Below are 20583 nucleotides of genomic sequence, written 5' to 3'. Positions count from 1 at the left end.
CCGACGAATTCGGCGACGGCACGGGCGGTAGTGGACCCGTAGCGGTAGGCCCGTAAAGAAGCCGACATATTCCATTCGCGACACACTCAAGGCGGCCAAGCCTACGGTCTCGAACGAAATATGCCGGCTCCTTTCCTATCCGGTTATCCACGGATTTTCATCGATGACGATTCGCGGGCGTACGGAGAGCATACGGAAAAGGGAGCGGTGTTAACCGCTCCCTTATTCGTTTCACCGGTTGGCTGGCTGGTTAGTTGCCTCCGTTGTTGTTGTTTTGTTGCTGTTGTTGTTGCTGGTTGTTGTTGTCGCCACCATTGTTGTCATTGTTGGTATCGCCGCCGGTGGACTGGCTCTTGGTGGTCAGCGTGACAGTGGCGCCGGCGTCGGCCTTGGTGCCGCCGTTCGGGCTCATGCCGGTCACCAGACCATCCTCAGGGCCGGAGACGGACACCTTCAGACCGACGCTTTCCAGCAACGCCTTCGCATCCACACAACCCATGCCGATCACATTCGGCACAGGGACCTGCTGCTTTCCGGTGGATATCCAGATGGTCACCGGGGAACCGGCTTCGACGGTGCTGCCTTCGCCGGGATCGATGCGCGTCACGGAGCCTTCGGGCACGGTATCGGAGGATTCGCTTTCGATGGTGATCTGCGTGAAGCTGGCCTTCTTAAGCCGGTCGATGGCGGTGTCCTTGGGCTGTCCCACCAGGCTGGGGATTTGGGTCAGGCCGGACGAGATGTACAGCGAGATGATGGTGCCCTTGGTCTGCTTCGATCGTGCCGCGGGATTGGTTTTCACAACCCTGTCCTTGGCTACGGTGGCGCTGTCTATGGTTGTGACGTTGCCCACCTTGAATCCGGCCGCTTCGAGGATTTCCTTGGCTTCCTCCTGGGTGTGCTTGGACACGTCAGGCACGGATACCGATTGCGGTCCGGTGGAGAACCACACGGAGACGGTGGAGCCCTTCGCCACCTTCTTGCCGCCCTTCGGATTCTGCTTGGTGACGGTGCCCCTCGGCTGGCTGGACGTGGTGTCCTCGCGGGCGTCGAGCTTCAGGCCAAGGGCCTTGAGCTGCTCCTCCACGCGGGCTTCGGAGATGTTCGACGTGGTGGTGAAGTCAGGCACGGACACCGTGTTTCCGGTGTGCTTGTGGCTGTTGATCATGAAGACGATGCCGATGATGACCAGCAGCGCGACGATACCGCCGATCACGGAACCGATGATGATCTTCTTCTTTTTGCGCTCCTGCGCCTCCTTGGCACGTTGTTCTGCGCGGGTCTTCGTGGCGAGTGCCGCGTTCTGGTTCGGCACCGCCTCGAACTGGCCAGTGACCGGATTGAACGCCTGCGTGGCGGTGGTTTCCGCGGTGGGGGTCATGGCCACGGTGTTGGCGTCCATCTCGGCCTGCTTGCGGGCCTTCATATTGGTCAAGTCGGTCAGCGGATTGAATGCGGCCGCCATCGGCACGCCGCCGTTCATGAACGTCATCAGATCGTTCTTGAATTCGGAGGCGGTGGCATAACGATTCTGCCGATCCTTCGCCATCGCCTTCGCGCAGATCGAATCCCACATCTTCGGCAGACCCGGCACGATCGTGCTTGGCGGAGTGGCCACTTCCGACACGTGCTGGTAGGCGATCGCCACCGCCGAATCGCCGGTGAACGGCGGTCTTCCGGTCAGCATTTCGTACAGCACGCAACCGGCGGAATACAGGTCGGAGCGCATGTCGACGCTTTCGCCGCGCGCCTGCTCCGGGGACAGGTATTGCGCGGTGCCGACGACGCCCTGCGATTGCGTCATGGTCGCCGCGGAATCGTCGATGGCTCGGGCGATGCCGAAGTCCATGACCTTGACCACGCCCTGCTCGGAGATCATGATGTTGCCGGGCTTGATGTCGCGGTGGATGATGCCCATGCGGTGCGAGTACTCGAGCGCGTTGAGCACGCCCATCATCACCTGCTCGGCGTCGCGCTGGCTCAGCGCGCCGTTCACCTTGAGGATGTCACGCAGGGTCTGGCCCTTGACGTATTCCATCACCAGGTACGGCAGATGCTCGACTTCGCCGGTCTCCGTGGTGACGGCTTCCTCGCCCGAATCATAGATGTTCACGATGTTCGGATTGTTCATCTGGGCGACGGAGTGAGCTTCGCGGCGGAAACGTTCAAGGAAGATGCTGTCGGTGGCAAAATCGGCGCGCATGATCTTGACTGCTACGGCACGCCCCAAACGTGTGTCGGTCGCCACATGCACTTCGGCCATGCCGCCACGGCCGACAAGCTGGCCGAGCTGATAACGGCCTCCAGCCAAAGAGGTGGGCATGTTGATGTTCATCCCTGTTCCTTCCAATCATTACTCACGGAGATATGGGGTTTGCTGACCACGCGTCGGGGAAGCCTTCCCCCCAAGGAGACGACCATCGTGTCGGCCAGCTGCGTCTGCTGGTCCAGCAGACGGCGTTCGATGCGGGACAGGGTGCGGGACACCACCAGCGCGTCCTTCGGACGGTCCAGCGGGTCCTTGGCCAGCATCGACATAACGAATTCACGCAGTTGCACATCGACGGTGTCGGGCAGCGGCGGAACCGGATTATTGACGTGTGCCGCGGCGATGTCGACCGGAGTGGCGCCTGTGAACGGACGGTGTCCACACAGGCCCTCATAGGCGACGACGCCCAGCGAATAGATATCGGATTGCGGCGTGGCATGCTTGCCCTGCGCCTGCTCCGGGGAGATATACTGCGCGGTGCCCACCACCATGCCGTCCTGCGTGATCTGCTCCTGGTTGGTGGAGTAGGAGACGCCGAAATCGGTGATTTTCACTTCGCCGGAATCGGAGACCATGATGTTCGCCGGCTTCACATCGCGGTGGATCACACCGTGTGAATGCGCCACGAACAGGCCTCGGGCGGTCTGGATGAGGATGGGCAGAAGCTTGGTCGGCTCCATCGGGCCGTTCTGTTCGTGATACAGGTCGGCGAGCGACTTCGACGGCACGTATTCCATGATGAGGAAGCCGATGCCGTCATGCTCGTAGTATTCGAACAGCGCTGCGATGTTCGGGTGCGCAAGATTGGCGGAATTATGGGCTTCCGCACGCAACCGGAGCAGTTTCGCCTCCTGGGTGACGCCCAGGTCGCCGCGTAGCGCCTTGATGGCCACCGGACGGCCAAGCTGGATGTCATAGCCTTTCCAGACCTCGCCCATGCCACCTTGGGCAAGACGGGAATCCAACCGGTAGCGTCGGTGGATGAGCTGTCCTTTAATCAGTTTCATTCTGCCAGCGCCTCCTGCATCATCGCTTTCATAATCGGACCCGCGGCGAACGAGCCGTACAAATCAACATTGTGCACCACAACCGCCACTGCGATCTTCGGATCGTCGGCGGGTGCGAAGCCGATAACCCATCCATCGATGGCCGAATTGCCGTCGCCGATCTGCGCGGTGCCGGTTTTCACGGCCACCTGCACGCCGTCGATGGCGAGATTCGGGTTCTCCTTGGTAACCACGGCCTCCATCATCTGCGTGAGCTTGTTGGCGGTGTCCGCGCTGAACGCGCGGGACATGACCGTCGGCTTGGTCTGCGAGATGACCGACAGGTCGGCCGAACGCACGCGATCGACCAGCGTCGGCTGCATGAGCTTGCCGTCGTTGGCCACTGCGGCGGCCACCATGGCGTTCTGCAATGGGGTTACCACGGTGTCCCCCTGGCCGATCGAGGCCAAAGCGAGCTTGTCGTCGTTGGCATCGGTGGGGAACTTCGAAGTGACCGACACCCAAGGCGTGCCGGTGTAATCGGAACCGTCCACGGTGATCGGATCGTCGAAGCCGAGCTTCTTGGCCATGGACGAGACGGCGTCATCGCCCAAAGTCACGCCGAGCTGGGCGAACGCGGTGTTGGAGGAGTACGCCATGGCGTCCTCCAACGTGATCTTGTTGTCGGTGCCGTTGGCTTGGGGCACGGCGTTCGTCAGCTGCGTGACGGTGCCTGGAAGCGTGTAGCTCGCGCCGGCCGGAATCTGGGTGTCGGTCTGGTACTGGCCGCTTTCCAGCGCGGCTGCGGCCACAACCGTCTTGAATGTGGATCCCGGCGGATACAGCTGCGATGTGGCGCGGTTGAGCATCGGATTGGCGATGCTTTGCGACAGCGTGCTGTAGTTGTTGTTCGCCTCGCTCATGTCATGGCTGGCGAGCTGGTTCGGGTCGTAGCTGGGCGTGCTGACCATGGCGAGGATGCGTCCGGTCTTCGGCTCGATGGCCACCGCGGCGCCGTCCGAATTGGCCAGACCGTTGTACGCGGCCTGCTGGATCCTCGGATCGATGGACGTCTCGATATTGGCGCCCTTGTTCTCCTGCCCGGTGAACAGCGACTTGAACCGTTGCCAGACGAGCTGCTCCGATTGACCGGACAGCAGCGAGCTGCGGGACGCCTCGATGCCGTTCCAGCCGCGCTGGCTGATGGAGAAGAATCCGGTGACGGGCGCGTACAGCATGCCGTTGGCGTAGGAGCGCTGGTATGAGAACGAATCGTTGGAAGGATCGGATTTTGCGATGACCGATCCGTTCGAGGCGAGGATGGAGCCTCGCGGTGTGCCGTATTCGTGGTACAGCGATCGGACGTTGCGCGCGTCGTTGTTGAGCTTGTTGGCGCGGATGGCCGTGATGATGGTGGTGGACATGCCCAGGATGACGAACAACGCCACCACGATGGTGAACAGCTGGCGGAGCGATTTATTCATGCGATGCTCCTTGCCGTGTGATGGGCAGGTCGCGGGTGGTTGGCTCCACGATTTCCGTGGCCTGCTGGATTGGATGGGAATCCGTTGTTTCGCGCGGGGTCGAGACGGCTTGTCGCGTCTGCTTGATTTCGGCGCGGCGGATCCGTTCGCGTTCGCGCAGCGCCTTGACGGCCTCCTGCTGGAACGCGTCGTTGTCAAGCTCTGATTCCGGCTTGTTCGCGCAATTGGAGATCACGACCAGCAGCGCGGCCAGCATGTAGTTCGCGATTAGCGACGAGCCGCCGGCGGCCATATACGGCAGGGTCAGACCGGTCAACGGAATGACCAGCGTGATGCCGCCGACCACGGTGAACACCTGGAACGCCATGGTGAACACCAGACCGGATGCGAGCAGCTTGCCGAAACCGTCCTTGATCTTCATCGCGGTGATCATGCCGGCGGCGATGATCAGCAGATACAGCATCAGAATGGCCATCAGGCCGGTCAATCCCAGCTCCTCGCCCAAAGCCGCGTAAATGTAATCGGAATTGGCGATCGGCGTGATCGACGGATGCCCCTGTCCGAGGCCGGTGCCCATCAATCCGCCGGAAGCCAGACCGAAAATGCCGGTGACAAGCTGGTACGAGCCGCCGTATTCCTTGTTGTATTGCGCCGCATCGAACGGATGAAGCCACGCGTCGACACGCGCGCCGACGTGGCTGAAGATGTTCGACGCCGCCACCGCGCCCACGGCGAAGGCGATGAAGCCGATGACGATCCAGCTTTTGCGCCCGGTGGCCACGTACAGCATGGACACGAACATGGCAAAGAACATCAGCGACGTGCCAAGATCATGCTGCACGATCAGCACGCCCATGGACACGATCCACACCACGATGATCGGCCCCATGTCCTTGATGCGGGGCAATTGCACGCCGAGGACCTTCTTGCCGCCGACGGCGAGCTGGTCGCGATGGTCGAACAGATACGAGGCGAAGAAGAATGCTAGGAACAGTTTGGCGAATTCGCTCGGCTGGAACGAGCCTAGGCCGGGGATTTTCACCCAGATGCGCGCGCCGTACTGTTCGGAGCCGAGTCCCGGAATCATCGGCGACAGCAGCAGCACGATGCCGATGACCATGCTGACATACGAGAACCGCCGTAGTACGCGGTAATCCCGCATGAACACGATGAGCAGGTTCGCCAGCACCAGCGCGATCGACAGCCATATCAACTGGCGGAACGCCACCGAGGTTTTCGTATCCTGGTCGATGCGCGCGATCATCATGGCGCCGATGCCCGTCAGCACCATCACGCAGCACATGATCGACTGGTTGGCGTAGGGCTGGAACCGCAGCAGCAAGCCCCAGGAGGTCAGGAACAACGCGCCCACGAAGGCGAGCATCCACAGATAGTCCTGAGGGAAGCCGTTCGTGGTGCGTTCGAACATCTGGAAGAACGCCACGGCACACAGCAGCATGCTGAATGCCAGCATGCCGAATTGCCTCAAGCGCGTAGCGATCATGATTTGTCACCGTCCGCTTTCTTGGCCTGTTCGGCCTTCCTGGCGGCCTCTTCCTGCTGTTTCTGCTTCTGCGCTTCCTCCGCCTGCTTCTTCTTGGCGGCCTGCGCCTCCTCCTGCTTCTTCTTCTCGGCTTCCTGCTGTTGCCGGAGCTGCTTCTTGATCAGGCGCGTATGGCTTTTCGCCTCGTCGTAGGTGTCGAAGGAGATGCCTTGGGCGAGCTGTTCGCGCCAGCTCGGCGGCAGTTCGCTCGTTTTCATGGTGGTGGCCGTGACGGCATGCGACAGTTTGAGGTTGAAAATGCTCGTCGGCACGCCTTGGAAAATCGTCACTGTGCCGTTGTCGTCGCCGATGTAGTACTTGGTCTGGCTCCAGCGATAGGTGCCCGCGCCCACTGCGGCAAGGCCGAGCAGCATCACGATGGTGATGAGTACGGCGATGATCCGGTTGCGGAATTTGCGGGAACGCTTCGTCTTGCGTTCCTCGAGATGTTCGTTGCGGATAGCCTTGGCCACTTCCGGATCGTTCGGATCGGCGGAGATGCGCCCGTTGCGCTTCTGCACGACCGGAATTTCTCCGGTGTCGGGATTGGTGCGGTCGCCGTTGTCTTCACGGACCGAGGATGGTTGCGCGACGCGCTGCTCCGGCTGCTTCGTCTCCTCCTTGGGATCCTTGCCGTTGCGAAGCGCGGCCGCACGCGCCGCCGGCGACTGCTTGCCTTCGCGCAGGGGAGGCGCGGTGGCGACCGGCTCGTTGACGATGTCCGCGATCGGCTCGAGGCTTGCGCTGGCCGCGCCGCCGACAAGCGGGGTCTGGTGCGGCAGATCGAACGCGTCCGCGTCGAGCGCGAGCGTCGCGTCGGCGATCACCGCGGTGACGTTATCGGTGCTTCCCGCGCGCAGAGCCATCGATACGAGCCGTTGCGCGCATTCCTCCTGATCGGAGCAGGTGGACAGCACCTCCTCGATCGTGGAATCCTCCAATACGCCGCACAGGCCGTCGGAGCACAGCAGCCAGCGATCGCCGGGATCCGCCTTGCGGATGGCGATGTCAGGACGCGAATCGATGTCGAAATCGCCCAGCACGCGCATCACCACATTGCGCTGCGGATGGTTGCGCGCCTCGGCCTCGCTGATGCGACCGGTGTCGATGAGATGCTGCACGTAGCTGTGGTCGCTCGTCATGCGGACCAGATGGCCGTCGTGCAGCAGATACGCGCGGGAATCGCCAATATGCGCCAAAACCCAGCATCCAGCCACCAGCGCCACGGACGTGACCGTGGTGCCCATGCCGGCGAGACGGCGTTCGCGCTTGGCTTTGCCGACGATCGCGTCATGCGCGGCCATGACGGAGGTCGCCATCATATGCGAGATAGCCTGCACGTCGCCTTCGACGTCGTCCTGCTCGATATGCGCCAGCGATCGGATGGCGATGGTGGAGGCGGTGTCGCCGCCGGCGTGCCCGCCCATGCCGTCGCAGATGGCGATGAGATGCTCGCCAGCGAACGCGGAATCCTGGTTGTTGGAACGTACGGTGCCCACGTCGGAGACGACCGTGGAGTACATGAACAATTGCTGTGAAGCTGCGGAAGTCGGCACGACGGTCACCTCAATTCGAAGGTGGTCGCGCCGATGCGAACCGGTACGCGTGCGCCGAGAATCATCGGCGCGTTCAGACGTTGATGGTTGACTATGGTGCCGTTGGTGGATCCCAGATCCTCGATGGCCCAGCGGCCGGTGGCGGGATCGGTGTAGACGCGGGCGTGATGCGAGGAGACGAATTCGTCATCCAGCACCACGGTGTTCGAAGCCGCGCGGCCAAGCGTGATGGTGTTGCCGGTCAAAGGGACGGAACTGCCGGCAAGAGGGCCATCGATGACTACCAGAAGCGTTGGTTTGGCACTTGCGGCGGCGTTGGACGCAGGTGCGGAGACGGCCACGGGCGCGGGTGATTCCACGGCCTTGCGCGCGGCGCGTTCCTTACGGCGATGAGCCCGCGACTTGCGCGGGCTGAGAATCTCGATGTCCCTGTACAGCGAACGCACCGTGCAGGCGACGAAAATCCAGAGCAGTACGAGGAACCCGTACTTGAGGATCGCAAACGTTAATTCAGTGAGCATAAAGGCGGCTCCCCGGGTTGGGGTCGGTTACTCCTGATCCTGCGAAGAAGCCCAATACAGGATGCGGGTTCGGCCGATGGTGATCGTATTGCCGTCGAGCAGCGTCGCGGCCTCGACGTGATGGCCCTCGACGTACATGCCGTTGGTGGAGCCCAGGTCGCGGGCGATGACGGTGTTGCCGTTATCGGTGATGTCGATCTCCATATGGCGGCGGGAGATGCCCGGATCGTCGATGACGATGTCGCAATCGGAGCCGCGGCCGATGATGGTCTTGTCCTCGGTGAGCAGATACTGATGCTCGCCGATCTCCAGCATCGGGCAATCCTCGGTCTGCGCATCGGTGGTGACCGGCACGGTGTTGCCTTGCACGGATTCGCTGGAAAGCCGGTAATCACCCTTGGTGAGCTCAAGGTCCTCTTCGAAGATCACCACGACCGGGCCGACGAACGCGTAGTTCTGGCTTTTCGCATACTGGGTGAGGTTGTCGGCAAGTTCATTGGCAAGCGTCTCCGCACCCCATTCGACGATGTTGTTGAAATCCGGAGTGCTGAGCTTGAAACGGTATTCGTTCGGGGCTACGGTACGGTCACGCGTGACGGGCATGGCCTCTTTGTCGATCTCGCGTTCCAGAGCGCTGGAGAGGTCGACGGGCTTCAGGTCCTTGGACCCGAATTTGGCGAAAACCCCGTTGACGGCGCCTTCCACGCTCTTCTCAAATCGGTCGAGAACACTCATACTTGTCCCTTTCTGTCTGTGACTATCCTACGCTTTGGCGTGCCGAGAGCCAATTCAATGGGAACTTGCTTGCAAAAATTCCATGTAAAGGGGTGGTGTCCAACCTTTCGCCGGCGGAATAGTGCCGTTTGTCGAAGGATCGGACAGCCTCCGAACCGCCGACGAAGGGACGGTCCTAATTATCGGTAGATTGGAAGGCATGGTTAATGCGATTGATGAATTTCCAGCATTGAAGGCGCGCACTTTGCGATTCACCTGCGGAGCGCCGCGTTCCGCACGCGTGATCGGCGACGGCTCGCGCGCGCTATTCCTGCGGTCGGATGGTCCGGAGGACACCGTTACCTCACTGTGGATGAGCGTGATCGGCGAGGACGGCGAATCCAATGAGGTTCTGCTCGCCGACCCGCGTGCGCTGCTTGCCGACGCCGATGCCGAGGATGTGCCGGCCGAGGAGAAGGACAGGCGCGAACGCGCGCGCGAAGGCGGCTCCGGAATCGTCGGCTATTCCGTCGACACCGCAGGAAATCGCGTGGCGTTCACCATCAACGGCGGACTGTTCCTGACCGACATCGCCGCCGGCGCGACGCGCGCCATCGCCATCGACGAATCGGAATTCAAGCCGGTGCTCAATCCGCGCATCAGCCCCGACGGACGGCACATCATGTACACGACCGGCACGTATCTGGTGGACGTCGATCTTGCTGAAAACACGGACGACGGCGACGCGGTGTCCGTGGTGGCTTCCGTCCCGCAAATCGACGGAACAATTGACGAACCATCCGACGAAACGTCGGACGGAACGGATGGCGCCCCGGCCGGCGAATGGAAGATCGGCCTCGCCGAATTCGCCGCGGGCGAGGAAATGGACCGCTACGACGGCTTCTGGTGGTCGCCCGACTCCAAATACGTGCTGTTCGAAACCTTCGATGCCTCCCATGAGCGGACTTGGTACATCGCCGACCCTGCCGACCCGACGAAACCCGCGCAGGGACGCCGCTATCCGCAGGCGATGACGGCGAATGCCGACGTGCACCTCACCCTGCTGGAACTCGGTTACGATGCGGACGGCTGCTATTACGGCGGCATCGCGCACCGCGTGGAATGGGACCGTGAATCGTACGAATATCTCGCGGCCGTCAGCTGGACGGCGGGCCATGAGCCGCTGCTGCTCGTGCAGGACAGGCTCCAGCAGCACGACCAGGTGCTCGCAGTGCGCGTGGGCGACCCGATTGCGACTATGAGCACGCCGGAAAACGGTTTCACCGACGAGGACGGCGACGAAGTGGAGACCTTCTCCATCGCCATCCCCGAATACGCTCCCGGCGAAGAGCCCGGCACCACGCGCGTGCTCGAGGAACACCACAACGACCATTGGCTCGACCTGATCGCAGGCACCCCCGCATACACGCCTGACGGCCGACTGATCTGCGCGATGAACGACATGGACGCCGACACGAACCGTCTCACCGTGGACGGCACGCCCTTCACGCCGGCCGGACTGCAGGTGCGCGAGGTGCTCGACGTGACCGACGACGACGTGCTGTGCGTGGTGCAGCGCACGCCGGAACTGCTGCCCGCGGACGAACTGCCGTTCCTGTGGCAATCCAACGCGGACGAGCATGACGCGCGCAGCTTCGACGTGGTCTCGATCCATTTCGACGGCGATTGGGAGCCGCTCACCTACACGCCCGGCCAATGGACGATGTCCCGTTCCGGCGACGGTTGCGTGGTGACCGGGCGCGGCATGGACGACGCGCGGTCGCAGATGCAGCATTGCATGAACGTGCGTGTCGACGGCGCTGCCGCTGATGCCGCCGATGCCGACGGAAATGCCGACGGCGCGGAAGTGATGTCGATGGTGGTCGCGCCGATCGAAAACCATGCCGAAACCCCCGGCTTCACGCCGAACGTGCGATTCGCCCGCATCGGCGAGCGCAAGCTGTACACGGCGATCATCCTGCCGTCCGAAGCCAGCGGCCACGCCCATGACGACACCTTGCCGGTGCTCATGAAGCCGTACGGCGGTCCTGGATTCCAGCAGGTCGTGGAAAGCCAATCGTTCTACTGGGATGCGCAATGGTGGGCCGACCAAGGTTACATTGTGGTCACCGCCGACGGTCGCGGAACCACCGGACGCGGCCCGTGCTGGGATCGTGAGATCTACCTGGACATGAAGGCCGTGACGCTTGAGGACCAGGTCGACGCCGTGCACGCGCTGCCCGACGCGCTTGCCTCGATCGCCACCAAAACCGGCGTTGCCGTGCCGAAACCCGACCTCGGCCGCGTGGCGATGATCGGCTGGTCCTACGGCGGCTTCCTGTCCGCGCTCGCCGTGCTGGACGCGCCCGACACGTTCACCGCGGCCTGCGCGGGCGCTCCGCCGGCCGACTGGACGCTGTACGACACGCATTACACTGAGCGGTATCTGGGACTCGATCCGACCACATACGAGCACAACAGCATCATCGCGGACGCGCCGAAGCTCAGCCGTCCGCTCATGCTCATCCATGGTTTCGCCGACGACAACGTGACGATCGCCAACAGTCTGCGCTTGAGCCAGGCGTTGATGGCCGCGGGGCGCAAGCACACGTTCCTGCCGCTCAACGGCATCACGCACATGACCAACGACGAGACGGTGGCGCGCAACCTGTTGCTGCTGCAGCGCGACTTCCTCGCCGACGCGCTGGTCTGACGGTGTTCCGGCGGAACTGACGTTCCGATACAACCGAAGAAAAAAAGAACGCGTCCCCTGCGATTCGACGGACTGCCAAGTATCCGTCGGGTCACAGGGAGACGCGTAACCCTTCTCAATAGGGAAGATAGGATGGCGTGAACACCCCTGCAAGTAAGGGTGTACCACATCTGTGTAGCACCTTTTGTAGTACCCTTTCGTTTCTCGCGACCGTCGGAGCCAGTCACGATTCGGGGTGTCCGGCAAGGGGTGGCAGGGTTTCGGGCACCGGAATCGGCAGATAGGCGAACAGCGTCCATTCGCCGTCGCGCAGCGTTGTCTCGAGTTTGCCGCCATGCGATTCGAGCTGTTTGCTGAAATACGCGAGGCCGTGGCCTCCCGACTGCGTGCGATCCGTTTCGGTGGTCCTCGCCTGGTTGATCTGCGTGATTTCGACGGCGTTCGGCTTGAGTATCACCGACAGGTCGGCTTTGCTGCCGGACTGGGCATGACGCGCGATGTTGGCGTAGGTCTCGCGAAGCAGGTCATTGGCGATTCCGGCCAGGCTCGGGGAGGCGCTTGGCGCACCGCCCGCCACATGGAGGATCGAGGTGATGTCGAAGCCGAGCGCGCGTAGACGCCGGTCGCCGCCGGCCATCGTGGCTTTGAGCAGGTCGGAGAAGGCCTTGCCGTCCACATCCTCCTCAAGGACGGTGACGTCCATATCCAGTTCGTCGATGACGCGATGCACGTTGGTCAGGGCGGACAGGATGTAATCGTTGACCTGCGTCCATTTGTCGAGCTCATCGCGTCTTTCGTCCGCGTTCTTGCCGTCGTCACCATCCGTCGAGGCGCTGCCATCGCCATCGTCTCCGCCGGACAATGCATCGATGCGACGTTGCGTGACGAAAGCCGCGGCGGACAGATCTCCCGTCACGGCGTCGTGTATGGCTTCCGCGATGTGACTGCGGCTTTCCATCTCCCGTAATCGCGCTTTCGCCTGCTCCGCCTCGGCGCGGCTGCCGGCTACGGCCTGGTTCCATCGCAAACCGCATCCGAGCATCAGTACCAGGCTGACCATGGCGATGATGGCCACGGGATTGCTGCGGCTCGTGCCAAGGGCCAGTTGACGGAACAGCTGGTCGCCTATGGAATAAGCGAGCAGCAGCAGCGCCACGAGATTGTTGGTTTCGTAGGCGAGCATGCCGAACGTGTAAAGGATTCCCGGCAGCGAGTTGACGTCGGCTCCGGGTATGAGCCAAGGTCCCGACTGGCTCATGATCAGAAACAGCAGCGACATCGATTTCGGAAAGAACGGGGACAGCAGCAGCACCGCGATTTCGATGATGGTCCAGACGATCGCCGCGGGATTGTCGGTCGGGACGAGCACCAGGCAGAACAGGATCCACCATACGGTGATGACCACGATGGTTATGCGGATCGGATGCCAGAGTTTCGGATGGTCGGCACGCATATGGTTGTGCCAGGAGCGGAAGGCGCTTACGGGTCTGGGTTTTGTGGGTTCAGCGTGCATGCGATCTCACCCACAATGCCACTGCCTGGCGTGCCGTCTTGCAGTTCAGCTTCTTGAGAATGCCCTGCATATGCTTGCGCACGGTGCTTTCGGAGATGTCCAGTCGTTCGGCGATCTCCCTGTCCAGCATGCCGTCGGCGCACAGGAAGATGATTTGCTCCTCGCGCACGGTGAGCCGCGGTGAGGTCTCCTCCTCGCGTCTGATGCGCACGTTGGCCAGGGCGGGAGGTTCGAATCCCTCCATAACGTTGCCTCCACAGAGCCGCTCGATGGCCTTCGCCAGCTGATCGGAATCCTCCTTGCCGATCAGTCCCTGCGCTCCGGCTTCCATCAGCCTGCTACGGTAGCTGTTGATGGAGAAGCTGGTGATGCCCAGAATCGGCAAATGCCTGTCCATGAGACGGATCCGATGGCAGATGGCCGGCCCCTGCAAGCCCTCCATGGACATGTCCAATACAAGCAGGTTGAGATTGTCGTCGTTCCTCTGGCAACGCTCGATCGCTTCGTCGCCGGAAGTGGCCGTCCACACCACGTAGGCCGTGGGGACCTTCGCTTCGATGAGAAGGCTCAGCGATTCCAACGCGCGCGGATCGTTGTCGACCAGCGCTACACGGTGGATTTTTGGTATGGGAGCTGCGGATTTCGTGGGATTCATCGCATGGCTCACTTTCCACACAGCCAGTAAAGCGGCGGCGGGCAGTCGATGATGGCGGATGCGGTTCCTCTCACCGCGTCGGCGAAGATGGCAGCCTTCCCGTTGGAAGGGGCCATCGTTCCGGCTGGCTGCATGGTGCAGAGCATGACGAATGCCACACATAATGACATGATTTTCATACCGACATTGTACGGGGGAGCGCGTCCACGAGTGAGGAGGCGCGTTCGATCCGTGGAGCCGAAGCGTGGGGCTCTGAAGGCTGTTCATGTGGGATTCGTATGATGAAAGCATGACTCTTAGGCTGCTCGACGAGGCGAATTACGACGCCGAAATGGAAAGCAAGGTGCTGCCCGCGCTGGACGCCTGCATGACGGAAGGATGGATGGATCCAGCCACCGTTGACTGGAACGGCGACGCGCTGCCCAAACTGGACGAACCCGGCCGGTTGCACTATTGCTGTTACGACGCGGCCAAATTCGATGCGCTGCGTGAGGACGGCGCTTCGGGCGTGTTCCGCGGTGCGATCGTCATTTCGCACGGATTCACCGAATTCGCGCGAAAATACAGCGAGATGGCATGGTATTTCCTGCTGGCCGGCTATTCCGTATGCATCCTCGAGCATCGCGGGCACGGTCATTCCGTGCATGACGTGGACAATCCCAGCCTGGTGTGGATCGACGATTGGCGCCGGTATGTGTCCGATCTCGCGGCCTTCGCCGATAGCGTCGCGCGCGAATACGCGTGCGATAAACCGCTGCACCTGTACTGCCATTCGATGGGCGGCGGCATCGGCGCGGCCGTGCTGGAACGCTATCCGGCCCTGTTCGACAAGGCTGTGCTGTCCGCGCCCATGATCGCCCCCGTCGTCGGCATGCCGACATGGCTGGCGCGCATCGCGACGGGCATGCTGTGCGGACTGGGATTCGGCAAATCGCGCGTATTCGGGCATACCGATTTCTCGACCGACCTCGATCTCAGCGAACATGAGGGCGCTTCCGAGGCGCGCGTGCGCTGGTTCCATCAGCAACGCTGCGACGACGTGTCGTGTCAGACCAATGCGGCGACCTTCGAATGGGCGTATCAGGCGCTGGCGCTGTCCCGTGCCATACTCAAGCCGGACATGTGCGGCGCGATCGAAACCCCGATGCTGCTCTTCCAGGCCGGACGCGACATCTGGGTGCTCAACGGGCCGCAGGACGATTTCGTGGAACGCGTGCGCGAAGGCGGCGGATCGATCGAGAAAGTGCGGTACGGGCAATCGCTGCACGAGATCTTCTCCATGCCGAACGAGGTGCTTGGACCGTATCTGGACAAGATCTTCGATTTCCTCGCCGCGCCTGACGCCAGCCTGTAGAAACCCGCATATCCGCAGAAACCCGCATATCCGCAGAAACCCGCGTATTCGTAGAAACCCGTGTATGGTGTGCGTTGGAAGGGAACGCGAGAGCAAAGGAGAACAGCGGCCGATGGCGGGAAAGACGTTCGAGCGCACGCCGAAGGATCTGCTCGTCGGCATCGCGATGACCCTGTGCGGAGGCGTGCTGTGGGGCATCAACGCCACCGTCTCCAAAATCCTCATGGGCACCTACCACGCCTCGCCGCTGTGGCTCGCATGCGTGCGCGAGCTCGCCGGCGGCGCGCTGTTCCTGGCATGCTCGGCCGTCGTGACGCCGAAACTGTTCGCCGGCGTATGGAAGGATCGCAAATCGTATCCATGGATGTTGGCGACCGCCGCCATATGCGTGCTTCTGGTGCAGGTGGCCTATCTTGAATCCATCGATTGGACGAATTCCGGCACCGCGACAGTGTTGCAAAGCCTGAATCTGCTGTTCGTATTGGGGTACGTGTGCCTGCGCGGCCGCCGTCTGCCCGGCAAGCGCGAGACGATTGGTGTGGCGCTCGCCTTCGTGGGGACGGCGCTTATTGCGACGGGTGGCGATTTCACCATGCTGAAGCTTCCGCTGATCGGTCTGGCATGGGGATTGATGAATGCGCTTTCCACCGCGGCAATGTCGATTCTTCCGGTGGGATTGATGGCGAAATGGGGCAATTTCACGGTGAACGGCATCACGTTTATGCTTTCCGGGCTTGTGTTATTGCCGTTCGTGCGACCGTGGGCCACGGCTCCGCACTTGGATTGGGCGGGCGTTGGACTGATGGTCTTCACCGTGGTCGGCGGCACGTTCGGTGCGTTCTGGCTGTACATGGCCGGTGTGATGCGCGTCGGCTCGATGCGCGCCACCATGCTTGGCACCAGCGAGCCGGTCATGGCCACGGTCTCCGCGGTGGCGTGGACTGGAGCAGTGTTCGAGCCCACCGATCTGGTCGGTTTCGTGATGATCCTCGTCATGGTGTTCCTGGTGCGCTGACCGCGCGTCCGCTTCTCGCATACCCAATACTTGAATGTCCGATTCTGCAGAATCGGACACGCAAAGTGCTGCTGGAGTGCCTTGGATGTCCGTTTTTCCAGAATCGGACATTCGTGCATGCAAATTGGTGCCCTGAGTGTCCGATTCTCCAGAATCGGACAAACTCGCTGACCGCTCCCATGCCCCCTATTCCTGATCGTCCTGCTCGTAGATGGCGGTGGTGATCTGCTCGCGAAGCCGGGCGAAATCCGGATGCGCGCGCATCTTCTCCATATTGTCGGGATCGTCCGGATTGCAGGGAATGTTGATCGGAATGTCCATTTTGATGGTGCCGGGATGCGCGCTCATCACGATCACCCTGGTAGCCAGGAAAATGGCCTCGTCAACGCTGTGCGTGATGAAGAAGACGGTTTTCTTCTTTTCCTCCCAAATGCGCAGAAGCTCGTTCTGCAGGTGCTCGCGAGTCAGTGCGTCCAATGCGCCGTACGGCTCGTCCATCAGAATCACATCGGGGTCCGTGGCGAGCACGCGGGCGATTTGCGCGCGCTGCTGCATGCCGCCGGAAAGCTCGTACGGGCGCCGCTCCGCGGCATCTTTCAGGCCGACCAGCTCAAGATAGTGTTCGGCGATCTGTGCGCGCTCCGCAGGCTTGACTCCCTGCATTCGCATGCCGAATTCCACGTTTTTGCGGACGGTGAGCCATGGATACAGCGGCGGCTTCTGGAATACGACGCCGCGCCGCGGGCTGGGGCCGTCGACCTTGCGTCCTTGGGCGACGATCTCGCCGTCGGAGGGCTTTTCGAATCCGGCCAGCATGTTCAGCAGCGTGGTTTTGCCGCATCCGGAACGGCCGACGACGCAGATGAAGTCATGCTCCTTGATCTGCAGGTTGATGTCGTGCAGTGCGGTAACTTCCGCGTTCTCCTGCGTGGTGTAGCGCTTGTTGACTCCGCGTATGTCGACGGCGATGCCCTGTGCCGCCATGGTCTGCTTCTCAGTCAGTTCGCTCCATGTCATGTCGTTGGCGTTCATGGTTCAGGTCCTTTCTTGACGGCTGGTATGTCCGTGGCGCGTTATTTGGCCACGGCGTCGATGGCGTCGGTGTACAGCGTCGTTTCATAGGTGTCGTTCACGGTGTCCAGGCTGTTCTGTGATTTGAGGAATTTCGCCGTGGATTTGAGGACGGCCGGCAGTTCGCCGTGGAACGATTCGCTTTGCGCCTTGGCCTGCGGGTAGGTGTATCCCTTCATTTGCGTGAGCACGTCCTTTTTGGCGGTGCCCAGCTGGGATGCGATGGCTTCGGCGGAGCTGTCCGGTTTGGTTTTCAGCAGGCCCGCTGCGTAGTTTTCGACGGCGGTCCAGGTTTTCATCGCGCCGGGGTTCGCCGTGATGAAGTCGGTGGATGCGATTTCCATGTCGTACGTCGCGGAGCCGCTTTTGGCGGTTTCGGCGCTGGACGTCACGATGTGTCCGTCGGCGGCCTTCAGTTTGGAAAGCACGGGATCCCACACCCAGGCCGCGTCGATTTCCTTGCGATTCCATGCGCCGGCCATTTTGTCGGGATCGAGGTTGATGAGGTTCACGCTGGTTTCGCTCATTCCCGCTTTGCTCAGCGCGCTCAGCAGGCTGAAATGCGAGGTGGAGCCGAAGGGGACCGCGATGTTCTTGCCTGCGAGATCCTTGATGGTTTTGGCGGATTCGACATTGGTCACCAGCGATTCGGCCTCGCCGATGACGTCATGGATCCATACGATTTTCACCGGCAGGCTCAGCGGTGCGGAAACCGCGCGAACCGAGGGGCTTGATCCCGCCAGGCCGATGTCGATCGAGCGGGAGCCGAAGGCCTGGATCACGTCGCCGCCGGAATTGAACTGGTTCCATTGGATGGTGGCTTTCGGCATGCAGGCTTCTAGCAGGCCGAGATCCTTGACGATCAGATCGGCGTTCGGAATGGATTGCCATGCGATGCGGATGGTCCCGGTGAAGTCGTCGTTGGTGTCGACCGGGCAGGTGGCCGTGGCACCGGTGGGGGAGATGCCGGCGATTTCGTAGGCCGTCGGCATGGCTCCGCAGGCCGTGGTGCCGGTCAGCATTCCGGCCGCGATTATGGCGGCGATGCTTTTGCCGAGCAGTCGTGTGGTGTGGTTCGTGGTGTGGTTCGGGAAGTGGGTTGCGTCGCTCATCGTCTTGTCCTCTCTTGTGTGTTGCGTTGCGGATGATCGCTCCGCGGATGGTCGGTTTTCAGTCCTTGCCGACCCACGGGGTGACCAGTTTGGTGATGAGCACGATCAGCCCGTCCAGCAGCAGCGCCGCGATGCCGATGACGAAGATGCAGGCGATGGTGAGCGAGGTGTTCAGCTCGGTGCCGGACAGGTAGGCGAGCGCGCCGATGCCGGGGATGCCGTTGTTGAGCTCGGCGGCCACCACGGTGGTCCAGGCGAAGCCGACGGCCAGTCGGATGCCGTTCATGATGGAGGGCAGCGCGCTGGGGAAGATGACGAACAGGAACGCCTTGAAACGGCTTGCGCCCAGTGAGAGCGCCGAATTGGCCCGGTCCTTGTTCACTCCTTGGATGCCTTCCAGGGTGGCGAGCACGATGGGCGGGAACGCGGCGAGGAACAGCAGCCAGATCTTGGTGGTGTCGCCGATGCCGAACCAGACGATCAGCAGGCCGATGTAGCCGAGCGGTGGCAGCGCGCGGATGAAGTTGATGTAGGGCAGCACGATGCGGTTGAGCCATTCGACTTCGGCCAGAAGGAATCCGACCAGCATGCCCACGATGATGGCCAGCAGCATGCCGATGCCGATGCGTTCGAGGCTGACCACGAGATGCTGCCATAGGAAATATTGCTGTTCGCCGCAGATGATGCGGCTTGATCCCGGCGATTGCGGACGGCAGGAATTCGCTTCCACGAACGCGCTCCACACCGATTGCGGCGATGGCAGATACAGCGGATTGATCAGGCCGGCCGCAGTCGTGCCCCACCATAGGACGAGCAGCAGCACTAGGGAGAGCAATGCCTGAATGGTGCGTGATCCTTTACGAATGGTTGCCAGTAAGCGTTTCATCGTGCGCTCCTATCCTGTTTGGCATGTGGTTCGGCCGGTCAGTCGGTGCTGGCCAGGTAGTGGTACATGGTGTCGAGCATTTCGTCCGTGATTTCGACGGGATTGTTGTACAGGTTCGGATGCCGGCTGATGCGTACCAGGTCGGCGATCTGCTCCTCAGTGAGGTTGAGGTCCTTCAATCCCGTGCGCATGCCGATTTTCACCTTGAGGTCGTGGATGGCGTCGGCCATCGCATCCACGTCCGAGAAGCCGATCTCGCGGGCGAATTCCTGCACGCGCCCGTGCTGCGCGTCCTTGTTGATGCGGGCGAAGTAGTCGAGCGTCAGTCCGCATGCCTCGCCGTGGGGGATGCCGTGGATGTTGGTCAGTGGGAACGAGCACGCGTGGGAGGAGGTGGTTTTGGGGAGCGTGAAGGCGAGACCGGCGATCACGGACGCCTCGCACATCTTCTCGCGCGCCTCCTCGTTGTGCGGTTCGGCCACGGCGATCGGCAGATATTTGAAAACGAGTTTGGCCGCATGCACCGCGCATGAATCGCAGATCGGCTGGTGTCCTTTGCTCCAGAATCCTTCAATTGCCTGGCTGAGCACGTCCATGCCGGTGCTTGCCGTGATTTTCGGCGGCACCGAGTAGGTCAGCTCCGGATCCACAATGGCCACGCTCGGAAAGAAACCGTCGGACACGATCGGCGCTTTTTTGCCGAGCTTGCGATTGGTGAGCACGGATACGTACGTGACTTCGCTGCCGGTGCCGGCGGTGGTCGGCAGTGCGATGATCGGCAGATGCTTCTGCGGCATCGCCTTGCCGGTGCCATGGTAGTCGGCGATGGAATCGTCGGTCAGACAGATGCTCGCCGCGGCCTTGGAAACATCCATCGCGCTGCCGCCGCCCATGGCGACGACGAATTCGCAATGGTTTTTCCTGATGATTTCGGCACAGGCGTCCACTTCGGTGACGTCCGGATTCGGGGAGAAGTCGGTGAACACGGTGGAGACCGCGCCGTCGCTGGCATCGATCAGCCGTTGCGCCTCGCCGGAATCGACGAAGAACTGCGGAGTGACCATGATGCCGTCATGTAGCCCCATCGTTTCGGCGATGTCCTTGATCTCCATCGCCCTTCCCTTGCCAAATCGGATCGTCACCGGTTGCGCGTAATCCCAAAGCATCTTGCCTGACCTTTCTTCCTGCTGT

Annotated in this window: 17 protein-coding genes; 3 read left to right on the top strand and 14 right to left on the bottom strand. The window is 61.7% G+C overall.

The window, feature by feature from the left end:
- Positions 1–250 precede the first annotated feature (250 nt).
- From pknB to OU26_RS04950, 7 genes are read right to left on the bottom strand one after another with little or no spacing between them, the layout of a single operon-like run.
- A complete protein-coding gene (gene pknB / locus OU26_RS04980; RefSeq protein ID WP_026646679.1) occupies positions 251–2335 on the bottom strand; it encodes a Stk1 family PASTA domain-containing Ser/Thr kinase in 2085 nt (694 codons plus the stop codon).
- Positions 2332–3276: a serine/threonine-protein kinase gene (locus tag OU26_RS04975; protein WP_026646680.1), complete on the bottom strand. Its 945-nt coding sequence runs from the start codon at positions 3274–3276 to the stop codon at positions 2332–2334. The genes pknB and OU26_RS04975 overlap by 4 nt, the downstream gene beginning before the upstream one ends.
- On the bottom strand, positions 3273–4739 hold the full coding sequence (locus tag OU26_RS04970) for a peptidoglycan D,D-transpeptidase FtsI family protein (protein WP_026646681.1): 1467 nt from the start codon (positions 4737–4739) through the stop codon (positions 3273–3275). The genes OU26_RS04975 and OU26_RS04970 overlap by 4 nt, the downstream gene beginning before the upstream one ends.
- Positions 4732–6243 (bottom strand): FtsW/RodA/SpoVE family cell cycle protein, encoded by a 1512-nt coding sequence (locus OU26_RS04965; protein ID WP_026646682.1) that lies wholly within the window; start codon positions 6241–6243, stop codon positions 4732–4734. The genes OU26_RS04970 and OU26_RS04965 overlap by 8 nt, the downstream gene beginning before the upstream one ends.
- Complete coding sequence (locus OU26_RS04960; protein WP_081815644.1) at positions 6240–7838, bottom strand: PP2C family protein-serine/threonine phosphatase; 1599 nt, start codon at positions 7836–7838, stop codon at positions 6240–6242. Before OU26_RS04960 ends, OU26_RS04965 begins: the two co-directional genes overlap by 4 nt.
- A 5-nt stretch (positions 7839–7843) precedes the next feature.
- Entirely contained in the window at positions 7844–8359 is a 516-nt protein-coding gene (locus OU26_RS04955) for an FHA domain-containing protein FhaB/FipA (protein ID WP_026646683.1), read from the bottom strand.
- A 27-nt stretch (positions 8360–8386) separates the two neighbouring features.
- The gene (locus tag OU26_RS04950) at positions 8387–9094 is read right to left on the bottom strand and encodes an FhaA domain-containing protein (protein ID WP_026646684.1); all 708 of its coding nucleotides are present in this window, start codon (positions 9092–9094) and stop codon (positions 8387–8389) included.
- Between the two features lie 199 nt (positions 9095–9293).
- Here OU26_RS04950 and OU26_RS04945 point away from each other — a divergent pair, with 199 nt between their 5' ends.
- Positions 9294–11786, top strand: a complete 2493-nt coding sequence (locus OU26_RS04945) for a prolyl oligopeptidase family serine peptidase (protein ID WP_026646685.1) — start codon at positions 9294–9296, stop codon at positions 11784–11786.
- A gap of 223 nt (positions 11787–12009) precedes the next feature.
- Here the strand turns inward: OU26_RS04945 and OU26_RS04940 are convergent, their stop codons facing one another.
- The 3 genes from OU26_RS04940 to OU26_RS10200 are packed head-to-tail and all read right to left on the bottom strand — an operon-like array spanning position 12010 to position 14133.
- Entirely contained in the window at positions 12010–13239 is a 1230-nt protein-coding gene (locus OU26_RS04940) for a sensor histidine kinase (RefSeq protein WP_237743853.1), read from the bottom strand.
- Between the two features lie 49 nt (positions 13240–13288).
- Positions 13289–13975, bottom strand: a complete 687-nt coding sequence (locus tag OU26_RS04935; RefSeq protein ID WP_237743854.1) for a response regulator — start codon at positions 13973–13975, stop codon at positions 13289–13291.
- On the bottom strand, positions 13963–14133 hold the full coding sequence (locus OU26_RS10200; RefSeq protein WP_155809201.1) for a hypothetical protein: 171 nt from the start codon (positions 14131–14133) through the stop codon (positions 13963–13965). The genes OU26_RS04935 and OU26_RS10200 overlap by 13 nt, the downstream gene beginning before the upstream one ends.
- A 110-nt stretch (positions 14134–14243) precedes the next feature.
- On the opposite strand from OU26_RS10200, the gene OU26_RS04930 reads away from it, so the two are divergent.
- Both OU26_RS04930 and OU26_RS04925 read left to right on the top strand, forming a co-directional pair.
- On the top strand, positions 14244–15308 hold the full coding sequence (locus OU26_RS04930; protein WP_026646688.1) for an alpha/beta fold hydrolase: 1065 nt from the start codon (positions 14244–14246) through the stop codon (positions 15306–15308).
- 112 nt (positions 15309–15420) lie between these two features.
- Positions 15421–16323 (top strand): DMT family transporter, encoded by a 903-nt coding sequence (locus OU26_RS04925; RefSeq protein ID WP_026646689.1) that lies wholly within the window; start codon positions 15421–15423, stop codon positions 16321–16323.
- A 186-nt stretch (positions 16324–16509) separates the two neighbouring features.
- On the opposite strand, the gene OU26_RS04920 is transcribed toward OU26_RS04925, so the two are convergent.
- From OU26_RS04920 to OU26_RS04905, 4 genes are read right to left on the bottom strand one after another with little or no spacing between them, the layout of a single operon-like run.
- Complete coding sequence (locus OU26_RS04920; RefSeq protein WP_202805810.1) at positions 16510–17355, bottom strand: ABC transporter ATP-binding protein; 846 nt, start codon at positions 17353–17355, stop codon at positions 16510–16512.
- Positions 17356–17396: 41 nt separating this feature from the next.
- Positions 17397–18506, bottom strand: coding sequence for a taurine ABC transporter substrate-binding protein (locus tag OU26_RS04915; RefSeq protein ID WP_202805812.1), 1110 nt, complete (start codon positions 18504–18506; stop codon positions 17397–17399).
- Between the two features lie 58 nt (positions 18507–18564).
- The gene (locus OU26_RS04910; protein ID WP_026646691.1) at positions 18565–19392 is read right to left on the bottom strand and encodes an ABC transporter permease; all 828 of its coding nucleotides are present in this window, start codon (positions 19390–19392) and stop codon (positions 18565–18567) included.
- Positions 19393–19430: 38 nt separating this feature from the next.
- Positions 19431–20558, bottom strand: a complete 1128-nt coding sequence (locus OU26_RS04905) for an iron-containing alcohol dehydrogenase family protein (RefSeq protein WP_026646692.1) — start codon at positions 20556–20558, stop codon at positions 19431–19433.
- Positions 20559–20583: the final 25 nt, after the last annotated feature.

Source organism: Bifidobacterium ruminantium DSM 6489 (assembly GCF_000770925.1).
GTDB classification, from domain to species: Bacteria; Actinomycetota; Actinomycetes; order Actinomycetales; family Bifidobacteriaceae; genus Bifidobacterium; species Bifidobacterium ruminantium.
This window is presented reverse-complemented; position numbering and strand designations above follow the sequence as displayed.